We start from the raw sequence: 10091 nt of genomic DNA, 5'->3' as shown, positions 1-10091 counted from the left end.
CCAATAAAGGGCTACGCGACAGCGGGCCAGATCGCGCATTGCTTCGATCATGATATCCTCGGCGTCGTCGGTCATGACCTGATATGTCTGGCTATTGCGTTCGACGCTGATATCCATGCAATACTCGTGGTAATAATGGCCGCGATGGCTGATTGCTGCGTGCAACTGGTAGAAATTACGCTTCTGCACGTCCTGTAAACGGTCTGCGATGCTGTGAAGGGTCTTGTCCTGGGGGGCATAATCGCGGATCGCGCGCGCGGCTCCCTTGGCATATGAGGCCACGCCCTCAAAGCACGCCCCGTCCCCTTGGCTGCTGAATCCGCGAAACCAGACACAAAGCTGCTTTCCGGTGCTGCCGTTCATCCGGCGTGTTGCGCGGGTCTTGAGGTCAACGCCAAGGATTTCGCAGATGCGGGCAAAGTCGTCATAGACGCCCTCCCACCAGTCATAATCCATGCCCCCCGCGCGCCACCAGTCGCGGGCCTTGTCTTTGGCGGCGTCTGACAGTTCTTCAAACTGATAGACGGTTACACATACCTGTTCGGGCATCTCGAAAATCCTCTCTTGCGATGTGGGCGGCCACGATTTCTTGGCTGAGGCGCGCGGGCGTCGCGGCGACATCGATGATAATGGCGTGCTTGTCAGCTGCGTCTTTCGATGTTCCGGGCTTCTTGTTCATCGCTCCTTAAAGGCTACGATGAACCAGAAACCCTTCGTTGTTCAAATTATCAAATCTTTCCCACAGGTGCTGACGTCAGACAGTTAAGCCCGAGGATTGACAATCTGGGAGGCCAGAAATAATCATTGCAATGTTCCGGCAGGCAGAACTTTGATCTGAACCATGAAACAAGCGTCGAGAAGATAGCGCATCGGGAGAAAACTCATGACAGAAGTTGAAACGATCGAGCGCCATCAGGCCGACCGAATCAGTGAGATCCTACAGGGTGCCGTGGATCCTCATGTGCACAGCGGTCCATCCATTGCTCAGCGTGCAATCGATCATCTGGATCTAGCCAAGGTTCTGTCGGATGCGGGGTTTGCGGCGGCGGTGACAAAGGATCACGATTATGCTGGGACAATGACCGCTGCGCTGATCCGTGCTCATTATCCCGACCTGAAAACGCAGGTCCTGTCCAGCATCGTACTTAACAACGTGATCGGGGGCTTCAATCCTTATGCGGTCGAACATTGCGCTGCGACAGATGGGCGGATCGTCTGGCTGCCAACCCTCGCGGCGGAGAATCACCTAAACTGGGCGAACGCAACGGAGAGTGTGCATCCAGCAACCACGCAGAAGATCCGCCCAGCACAAGCGATCCCGCTGTTCGAGGACGGTAAGTTGCGCCCCGAGGTCCTAGACGTGCTGGATGTGGTGGCGAGTTCGGGAATGGCGCTTGCCAGCGGGCACATCCATGCCTCAGAAACCCGGGTAGTTTTCGAGGAGGCCCGCAAACGCGGCATTGAAAGGCTGATTTTCACCCATCCGGAGGATATTGTGGGTGCTACGATCGACGACATGGAGGCGATCGCGGCCATGGGCGCGTATCTGGAGCATTCACTTGCATATTTTATCGAAGGATCGAAGTTCCGTAACCGGACCAACGAAGAGCTTCGGATGTTCATTGATCATGTCGGACCGGAGCGTACGATCCTATGTTCCGATCTTGGGCAAGTCGGAAACATCCTGCCACTAGCGGGAATGCGTCGCGGCGTCGCCACGTGCATTGAACAGGGTTACTCAGACGCCCAGATACACGCGATGGTCGCGACCAATGCAGCCAACGTGATCGGCCTGAACGACTAAGATAGTCCAAACTTTTCGGTCAGCGCCAAGTACCGGGTAGCTGGCCGTAGTAACCAAGCACGTTTGAAATCTGCTCTGCAGCCGTCCCGACAGCCCTGATCTGATCTTCTGCCGGTGGTGACTTGATGAACTGGGTCAATCCAACAATCGCCAGGCTGCCCAAGAGTTCCCCTGAGGGGCCCAGAACTGGGAAAGCGAGAGCGTTCAAGCCTATGGCAGCCTCATTCGGTGCTTCCGCCCAGCCGCGTGCCCGGATGTCCTGTAGGTGCTTTTTAAGAACATTGAGATCCGTAATGGAATACGGGGTCGCCTCAGGCAGCGGACGGGCAAAGACCCGTTCGCGATGTTTTTCGGACATGAAGGCTAACGCCATCTTGCCCTGTGCTGATGTTGAAAAGTCGAGGACTGAACCGGGCCGAACGCCAACTTCAACCGCCGCCTTGCCGCTAAGCGTTGTTAGGATGCGAATCCCTTCCTCTTCTATTTGCCCCAAGATAACGGCTTGGTCACATTGGTCTCTAAGGGCGCGCATCGGTTGAGATGCGATACCGACTATGTCCGACGAACTAATGGCGGCATTGCCGAGTTCAATCAGTTTTGACCCCAGTCGGTAGCGCTCCGTTAGCGGGGACTGCACGATATACCCTTGCTGAACAAGGGTCTGAAGGTGCCGGTGGATCCTGCTTTTCGTGGTCCCGAGCGACTCAGCAAGAGATGTTACACCAAGGTGGCCTCGCGCATCTCCTAAGGTTTCAAGAATTGAGAGTGCGAGGACAACGCTCTGAACGCCTTCAGTTTTTTCAGATGATATTTTCGGCATGACAGACAACCTGAGTAGTGGACAGTGGGGGTTGACTTTATGATTTGCGTAACCCATGTTTCGTATAGGAGGATAGCGTTCTTATACGCGAAACACAAGGGGGATTCTGTATGGCTCACAAACGCAACTTCCGTGCCAGGTTTCTCTTGGGGGAAGTGATGTATGGAACCTTTCTGAAGGTACCCGCAACCATGCCAGCTGAAGTTATGGGGAGCATTGGCTACGACTTTGTTGTCATTGACGAAGAGCATTCCCCTTTCAATCGTGAGACTACTGACCGGATCGTGCTGGCCTGCAGGGCTTGGGGAATTGGCGCAATCGTGCGTGTACAAAGCCCCGACCCGGCCACCATTTTGTCTGTCTTGGATTGTGGCGCAGATGGCATCCTAGTTCCACACGTTACAGACGCCGCAACTGCGCGGGCCATCGTCGCTGCCGGACGGTATCACGGTGGCAATCGAGGCTTCGCGCCTACTACGCGGGCTGGGGGGTTCGGTCAGACCGGGCAGGACGAGCATATACGCTCAGAAGATCAACGGGTGGCGATCATCGCGATGATCGAGGATCCAGAAGCCCTCGAAAATATTGACGAGATCTTGGAAGTCGAGGGATTGGACGGCGTTTTCATTGGTCGTGGCGATCTTAGCGCAGCCTTTTCTCGGGAGACAGATTCGGCAGCCAAGGTACGGGAGGCGACCGAAATAGTTCAAGCCGCTGCGACGAAGGCTGGGCGAACTGTCGCAGTACTGCCTGGATCGTGTGATGACGCGGCGATGCTGGCCAAAGCGGGTGCGAGCGTATTCATACTTTCGTCAGACCAAGGTTTTATCAGAAGTGCCGCTATGCGGGCACACTCGATAATGTCGGATGCGATCAAGCAAGCAAGGAAATACTGAGAAATGTACGACAAGTCAGACCCCCGTTCTGCACTGGCTTCAGAAGGGTTCCCAAGAGCGTCTGAGACGGGACTCGTTGCTGAACCGCAAGAGGCGTATTTCTATCGTGAGGTACCCCAAATAGATGATGCATCCGGAAAAATCTGGATGGTGCGCGGACACAATTTTATTCTGACTTGGACCGAAGCGGTTGAAGGCGGAAGCTTCTCACGCAAGGATCAGCCGGACGAATATGCGGTGATGCTGCCTAAGTCAGGTGCAGTGATCGACTGGAATGGCACAACAACCGAGGTGCCGGGCTGGTCCATTGCCTTTGTTCCCGCCGGTGAAAGTACAATTACATTACCGGGCGGCGGGCGGATGATACGGCTGTTTTCGATTCGATCGGCGGATCTGGCCGAGGCCTGTTCGAATTCCCGGGGATACGATACGCCGCGCAGCCACATCCCTCCGCTTGAGGCTTGGCCGGATCCCGTTGGCGGCTGGAAAGTGCGGCACTACAGTCTGGACGTGCCAAAGGAAGAAGGTCGTTTCGGGCGTATCTTCCGGTGTACCACAATGATGATCAACGTGCTGGACCCATTCGAAGGGCCGCGCGATCCATCCAAGATGTCACCACACCATCACGACGATTTTGAGCAATGCTCGCTCGCCATTGAAGGTCAGTTCGATCACCATCTGCGCTGGCCTTGGACCACGGACATGGCTGATTGGCAAAGCGACCGGACTGTGTCGATGGCTTCGCCGTCGGCGCTGGTGATCCCGCCGCCGCTGATCCACACCACCCGCGCGACAGGAGAGGGGCACAACCAACTGGTCGACATTTTCTGCCCACCCCGCCGGGACTTTTCCGAGAAACTGGGCTGGGTACTGAACGCCGCAGATTACCCGATGCCAGACTGATCGACTGACAAGACTTCAGGTCGGCGATTGCCGATCAAACACAGGGGAGGAGACTTACTATGATCACGAGAAGACTGCTGTTGCAAACTAGTGCCGCTATTGGGGCAACCCTCGCCGCACCGCACATTGCCCGCGCGGCGGGCAAGATGATCCGGCTGGCCCATGCTTCGAACGAAATCCATCCGGGCCATAAGCTGGCTTCCAGCTTTGCGCAGGCGCTCGAGGAGCAAATGCCTGGCGCGTTTAATGTCCAAATCTTTCCAAACAGGCAACTTGGCGACGACAGGCAGAACCTCGAGTCCGCCGTGGCGGGCGCTGTCGAGATGGCGATGGTCTCCGGGGTGTTGATTCCGTTGGTAACCGGGCGCCCCGCCTTCGATGCCTGGCAGCTTCCGTTCCTGGTTAAGGACTATAATCACTTCAAGAAGCTGGCGCTGAGCCCAATCAGTACGAAAATGCAGGACGATCTGGAGCAAGCGGGTATTGTCGGGCTGAGCACTGCGGACATCGGCCAGCGGCACTTCCTTTCTGTCAGGTCGAAGGTCAGGACCGTTGCAGACATGAGTGGTCTCAAGACCCGTATTGTTCCGGTGCCACTGCATAAGGCGATCTGGGAAACTCTGGGTGCGGCTCCGGTCGGGCTGCCGTATGGCGAGATATATGGTGCGCTCGAGACCGGAGTGATTGACGCAGTTGAGATCAACGTGTCCTCAATGCTGGGCGAAAACCTCTGGGAGGTCGGAAAAAATTTCACTCTTACCGGGCATTATCCGTGGCACGCGGTCAACGTTGTCTCGACAAGGTTCTGGAATACCCTCTCTGACGAAGAGAAGACCGCAATGCGCGAAGCCGGCAAGAAGGCTGTCGTGGCGACGCTGGCCTATGCTGAAGAGCAGGATTTGACCAGTCGCGAAGAACTGAAGGATAAGGGCGTGGAGATCATCCCACTCGATGACCTCAACGAAATGCAGGCCAAGATGGCACCGCTGACCGATGAGTGGGCCCAGAAAGACCCGCTGATCGCCGAATTTGTCGAAGCCGCCCGCGCTACTGCCTGAACTTTGCGGTCCTCCACCCAGATAGGTGGTGGCCGCACCTTCAGAAGGAAAGTCGCACTATGCGAACTCCCACAGCCCTTTCAAGACTCGTCGGTGCTTATTTCGCTGTCGTGCGGTTTCTTGCGGGAACTTCGATGGCAATCATTGTCGTCGTCATGCTTGCCCAGGTTTGGACGCGCTATGTGATGGGCGGGTCGCTCATCTGGGCCGAAGAGCTTTGTCGTTACCTTCTCATCTGGCAGACTTTTCTGGTTCTCGGACTGGCCTATTCAAAGGGTGAGTTCGTGTCTTTGGACTTTCTGCCCTCCGCCTTGTCGGACCGCGGCAAATGGTTGCTAAAGGCAGTTGGCGCAATTCCAATCGTCGCATTTCTGGTCATTATTACGTTCTATGGCGCCGACTATGCGTCACGGTTTTCCAACCAAACAATCCCGGCCCTTGATTTCATCTGGAGCTCACTGACGGGCAATTCCCTAGGGATGTCGATCAAGTATGTCTATTTTTCCGTCGCCGTAGGATCGGCACTCATGATCCTGCATATCATCGCCGATGTCGTTTCTGGGTACGCTTCCATGACCGGCGCTACAAAAAAAGACGAACGTAACGAAATGCAAAAGGTTCGCTCGAACGGAGGACAACAGAGCTAATGGGTGCGTTTTTCCTGATATTTGCTGGGCTCCTGGCGTCCGGAGTTCCGATTGCACTGACTCTCGGTATCGCTGGTACGGCCTATCTTTACCTCTCGGGCAACGGCGCGATGGTGCTAATGCTACCGCAACGGATGATGGCCGGGATCGACCAGTTCGTCCTTCTGACCATTCCGCTGTTCCTTCTAGCGGGCGCGCTGATGAACGTCGGAGGGGTGACGGATCGTATCGTGCATTTCGCCCGCGCGATGGTGGGTCACCGTCGGGGTGGCATGTCCTCGGTCTCGGTCCTGTCCTCGGGTTTTTTCGCTGGTATATCGGGCAGTGCTACAGCCGAAGCTTCCGCTCTTGGTTCCATCCTCATTCCGACCATGTCTAAGCAGGGCACACCCCCAGCCTATGCCGCTGCGCTCATTGCGGTTTCATCGGTGATGGGGCCGATCATTCCACCATCCATCACAATGATCATTTATGGCGTTCTGTCCGGCACGTCGATCGGGCAGTTATTCCTGGCGGGGATCGTTCCAGGTATCGCTATCGCCTTGGGTCTCTTGACCTACGCGTCTTGGCGCGCAAAGCGTGACGGTTTTCCGGTGACCGAACGGATGATGGGACGTGAGCGTTGGAAGGCAACCGGGCGGACTCTGCCCGCGCTGTTCCTTCCCGCGATCATACTTGTCGGCATCAAGGCGGGCATCTTCACTCCAACCGAGGCCGCCGCCGTCGCCGTCGCATATGCTCTCGTTATCGGTTTTGCTTACCGCGACTTGACCATGCGTCGTGTGTGGGAGGCGATGATTGCCACCACGCTTGTCTCGGCGTCAATCCTGTTCATCACCTCAATGGCATCCATTGTGTCCTTTGTTTTTACGCTGGAACAGGTCCCCCAGCACATCGCCGAGCTCGTTCTCACCATCACGGACAACCCGTGGCTGATCCTGCTCATGCTGAACCTGTTTCTCCTCGCTCTGGGTATGTTTCTGGAACCAATCTCGATCCTGATCCTTACGATGCCTATCTTATTGCAGTTTCAGGCGATGATAGGCATGGACCCGGTCCAGTTCGGCACTGTCGTGGTCTTGAACGTCGTCATCGGCATGGCAACACCACCTGTTGGTATTCTGTTGTTCATTGCCTCGGCCATTTCGGGCGAACCCGTCACGCGCGTCATCCGCGAGGCACTCCCCTTAGTAGGAATTTGCATCGCCGTTCTCGCCCTGATTGCCCTAGTCCCGGCGCTGTCTCTCCTTATTCCGAATTTCATGTTCTGAGGTTGTGAATGTCCCGTAAAATCATCATCACCTGCGCGGTTACTGGGTCGATCCATACCCCATCCATGTCACCGCATCTACCAATCACTCCGTCTGAGATCGCCGAGGCCGCGCTTGGCGCGCGCAAGGCCGGTGCGGCCATCGTGCATCTGCACGCGCGCAATCCAAAGACCGGGGCCCCGGACCAAACTCCAGAAGCCTACGAACCGTTTCTCAAAGTAATCAAACAGCGCTCGGACACCGTGGTGAACATAACAACGGGTGGGGCTCCTACTATGACCGTCGAAGAAAGACTACGACCCGCGTCTGTATTCAAACCTGAGATCGCGTCTCTCAACATGGGATCTATGAACTTTGGTTTCTACCCGATCCTCGACAAGATGACGGAGTTTCAGCACGACTGGGAAAAGCCATATATCGAAGGGTCTCGGGATCGAGTGTTCCGCAATACCTTTGCCGATATTGAAGGTATCCTGACAACTTGTTCCGGCAACGGGACCCGGTTCGAGATTGAATGCTACGACATTGGGCACCTCTACACGCTGGATCATTTCGTCCGACGCGGGATCGTAACGCCACCGTTCTTTGTGCAGTCAGTGCTCGGCATTTTGGGAGGCATCGGTGCGCACCCCGAGGACGTAATGCATATGCGTAGAACGGCAGACCGGCTCTTTGGTGAGAACTACCGGTGGTCGGTACTCGGCGCGGGACGTCACCAAATGCCGATGGCTATGCAGTCTCTCTTGCTGGGCGGGCATCTGCGGGTGGGCCTCGAGGATTCACTTTACGCCCGGCGGGGCCAACTTGCCGTCAGTAACGCGGAGCAGGTGACACAGGCCCGCGAGATAATCGAAAACATGGGGTACGAGGTCGCGACACCTGACGAGGCGCGGGAAATCCTTGCCCTCAAGGGCGGCGACAAAGTGGATTTCTAATCATGGCCGACAAGACTGTCTTGATCGTTGTTGCCCACCCTGAACCGAAGTCGTTCACCCATGCGATGGCGTGCGCGGCGGCTGAGGCGCTTATCGCATCTGGGCATTCGGTTCAGGTCTCTGATCTTTACAACGAAGGTTTCCGACCCGATATAGGTCGGCATGACATGACCAGTGTTGCCGATGCGGACCGATTTCAGGTGCAATCCGAACAGGCACATGCGGCCCGGGTTGGGGCCTTCGCGAAGGATATCGCCCGCGAACAGGCCCGCATCGTGGATGCCGATAATCTGATTCTGCAATTTCCATTGTGGTGGGGAGCACCACCCGCGATTCTCAAAGGATGGATCGACAGGGTTCTGGCCTACGGTTTCGGCTACGTGGACGGACGCCGGTTTGACACGGGCGTTTTCAAGGGGCGGCGTGCAATGATCGGAGTGACAACAGGTGGTAGCGTTGAGCGGTTTTCCGATGATGGGGTCTATGGACCGATCGGACCGATCCTGATGCCCGTCCGGCGCCTGACCTTGGAGTATATGGGCTATGATGTAGCACCCGACTATGTTGCGCACGGTGTGCCCCGATCGGATGATACGGCCCGCAAGGCACATCTTGCTGCTTTCGCGAAGGCGGTGGTGGCAATGGCGGCACTACCGGTAGTCCGAACCGACGACTGGCGCACGGCGCTTGACACGACCCCCGACGCCGCATGGAACAGGCCGATCTAGAACCAGCATTCCGACGGAACCGGCCCAAGGGAGACTAACATGAGCACGGATTTCACAGGAAAGGTTGCGGTCATCACAGGGGGGTCGCGCGGAATCGGAGCAGCTGTCGCCCGGCGGCTCGCCGCCGGGGGCGCACGCGTATTCGTTGTCTGCCGGAACGGCATGGTGGAGGCCGAGGCGCTGTCGGCCACTCTTGGGCACGCCGCACAAGCGATGGCCGCCGATATCTCGGTTCCCGCTGATTGTGATCGTCTGATCGGTGACTGTGTCCGGATCACCGGCCGTCTCGACATACTGGTCAACGCAGCGGGTCTTGGGCACTACCGCCCGTTAGAAAAGGCTGACCCGGATCATTATGAGGCTATTTTCGGAACCAACGTGCGCGGCATGCTGTGCCTGACGCGAGCGGCAGCAGAGGTTATGGAGACCGGCGGTCGGATCGTACACTTCAGCTCCCGCCTCGCTGAGACGCCGCTGTCCGGGTCGTCAGTCTATGCCGCGTCTAAGGCCGCAGTGTCAACGATGGTCCTCGCGCTCAGTCAGGAACTCGGCCCGCGCGGCATCACGATCAACGCCGTGGCGCCTGGACTGATTGAGACGGACATGACCGCCGATGTCCTTAAAGCCCGCCGCGCGGAAATCGAGATCAGCACACCCTTGCGCCGGATCGGTCAAACTGGTGACATTTCGGGAGTGGTGGCGTTCCTTGCCTCAGATGACGCCGCGTGGATCACGGGCCGCACCATACGGGCGGACGGTGGGTTGCTCTGAGCATGAATGGGTGTTGATTGTCACTTCTGTAACAGGGCGTTTCGAGTCAAGTTGGTTTCTTCACAAAAGCAAGCCCCGCTAAATTACGTATCTGCGAGGTGAGGTTCGCATCTCACATCTATTGTGGGATAACGGCGTTGCCGTTTGTTCAGGGTGCTGAGGGGTTTCCCGCGCCGGGATATGCTTCTGTCCGTAGTTAGCGCTGAGGCTGCCACTCTATGCCAAGTTCAGGAACGGTGTCGCGTAGCCCTTTATTGG

Annotated in this window: 11 protein-coding genes; 9 read left to right on the top strand and 2 right to left on the bottom strand. The window is 56.8% G+C overall.

The window, feature by feature from the left end:
• A partial coding sequence (locus BG457_RS12490) for an antitoxin of toxin-antitoxin stability system (protein WP_071797514.1) occupies positions 1-549 on the bottom strand: 549 nt, incomplete at its 3' end.
• Positions 550-883: 334 nt separating this feature from the next.
• On the opposite strand from BG457_RS12490, the gene BG457_RS12485 reads away from it, so the two are divergent.
• Positions 884-1804: a DUF6282 family protein gene (locus tag BG457_RS12485; RefSeq protein ID WP_071797513.1), complete on the top strand. Its 921-nt coding sequence runs from the start codon at positions 884-886 to the stop codon at positions 1802-1804.
• A 19-nt stretch (positions 1805-1823) separates the two neighbouring features.
• On the opposite strand, the gene BG457_RS12480 is transcribed toward BG457_RS12485, so the two are convergent.
• Positions 1824-2624 carry an IclR family transcriptional regulator gene (locus tag BG457_RS12480; protein WP_071797512.1) on the bottom strand — a complete coding sequence of 267 codons (801 nt, stop codon included), beginning with the start codon at positions 2622-2624 and terminating at the stop codon, positions 1824-1826.
• A 110-nt stretch (positions 2625-2734) separates the two neighbouring features.
• Between BG457_RS12480 and BG457_RS12475 the strand changes: the two genes are divergently transcribed.
• From BG457_RS12475 to BG457_RS12440, 8 genes are all read left to right on the top strand, one after another.
• Positions 2735-3520, top strand: a complete 786-nt coding sequence (locus BG457_RS12475; RefSeq protein WP_071797511.1) for an HpcH/HpaI aldolase family protein — start codon at positions 2735-2737, stop codon at positions 3518-3520.
• 3 nt (positions 3521-3523) lie between these two features.
• The gene (locus tag BG457_RS12470) at positions 3524-4423 is read left to right on the top strand and encodes a cupin domain-containing protein (protein ID WP_071797510.1); all 900 of its coding nucleotides are present in this window, start codon (positions 3524-3526) and stop codon (positions 4421-4423) included.
• Positions 4424-4482: 59 nt separating this feature from the next.
• Positions 4483-5481 carry a TRAP transporter substrate-binding protein gene (locus BG457_RS12465; RefSeq protein WP_071797509.1) on the top strand — a complete coding sequence of 333 codons (999 nt, stop codon included), beginning with the start codon at positions 4483-4485 and terminating at the stop codon, positions 5479-5481.
• Between the two features lie 134 nt (positions 5482-5615).
• Entirely contained in the window at positions 5616-6128 is a 513-nt protein-coding gene (locus BG457_RS12460) for a TRAP transporter small permease (RefSeq protein WP_071797508.1), read from the top strand.
• Positions 6128-7399, top strand: a complete 1272-nt coding sequence (locus tag BG457_RS12455; RefSeq protein WP_071797507.1) for a TRAP transporter large permease — start codon at positions 6128-6130, stop codon at positions 7397-7399. The genes BG457_RS12460 and BG457_RS12455 overlap by 1 nt, the downstream gene beginning before the upstream one ends.
• A gap of 8 nt (positions 7400-7407) precedes the next feature.
• Positions 7408-8334, top strand: a complete 927-nt coding sequence (kce, locus tag BG457_RS12450) for a 3,5-dioxohexanoate:acetyl-CoA acetone transferase (protein ID WP_071797506.1) — start codon at positions 7408-7410, stop codon at positions 8332-8334.
• 2 nt (positions 8335-8336) lie between these two features.
• On the top strand, positions 8337-9062 hold the full coding sequence (locus tag BG457_RS12445; RefSeq protein ID WP_071797505.1) for an NAD(P)H-dependent oxidoreductase: 726 nt from the start codon (positions 8337-8339) through the stop codon (positions 9060-9062).
• Between the two features lie 39 nt (positions 9063-9101).
• Entirely contained in the window at positions 9102-9833 is a 732-nt protein-coding gene (locus tag BG457_RS12440; protein WP_071797504.1) for an SDR family NAD(P)-dependent oxidoreductase, read from the top strand.
• Positions 9834-10091: the final 258 nt, after the last annotated feature.

Source organism: Natronohydrobacter thiooxidans, from assembly GCF_001884735.1.
Lineage (GTDB): Bacteria > Pseudomonadota > Alphaproteobacteria > Rhodobacterales > Rhodobacteraceae > Roseinatronobacter > Roseinatronobacter thiooxidans_A.
This window is presented reverse-complemented; position numbering and strand designations above follow the sequence as displayed.

Bases quoted from the DNA above. Each gene is read 5' to 3' on its own strand.
- BG457_RS12485 (WP_071797513.1), top strand. From the start codon at position 884: ATGACAGAAGTTGAAACGATCGAGCGCCATCAGGCCGACCGAATCAGT.
- BG457_RS12480 (WP_071797512.1), bottom strand. From the start codon at position 2,624: ATGCCGAAAATATCATCTGAAAAAACTGAAGGCGTTCAGAGCGTTGTC.
- BG457_RS12475 (WP_071797511.1), top strand. From the start codon at position 2,735: ATGGCTCACAAACGCAACTTCCGTGCCAGGTTTCTCTTGGGGGAAGTG.
- BG457_RS12470 (WP_071797510.1), top strand. From the start codon at position 3,524: ATGTACGACAAGTCAGACCCCCGTTCTGCACTGGCTTCAGAAGGGTTC.
- BG457_RS12465 (WP_071797509.1), top strand. From the start codon at position 4,483: ATGATCACGAGAAGACTGCTGTTGCAAACTAGTGCCGCTATTGGGGCA.
- BG457_RS12460 (WP_071797508.1), top strand. From the start codon at position 5,616: ATGGCAATCATTGTCGTCGTCATGCTTGCCCAGGTTTGGACGCGCTAT.
- BG457_RS12455 (WP_071797507.1), top strand. From the start codon at position 6,128: ATGGGTGCGTTTTTCCTGATATTTGCTGGGCTCCTGGCGTCCGGAGTT.
- kce (WP_071797506.1), top strand. From the start codon at position 7,408: ATGTCCCGTAAAATCATCATCACCTGCGCGGTTACTGGGTCGATCCAT.
- BG457_RS12445 (WP_071797505.1), top strand. From the start codon at position 8,337: ATGGCCGACAAGACTGTCTTGATCGTTGTTGCCCACCCTGAACCGAAG.
- BG457_RS12440 (WP_071797504.1), top strand. From the start codon at position 9,102: ATGAGCACGGATTTCACAGGAAAGGTTGCGGTCATCACAGGGGGGTCG.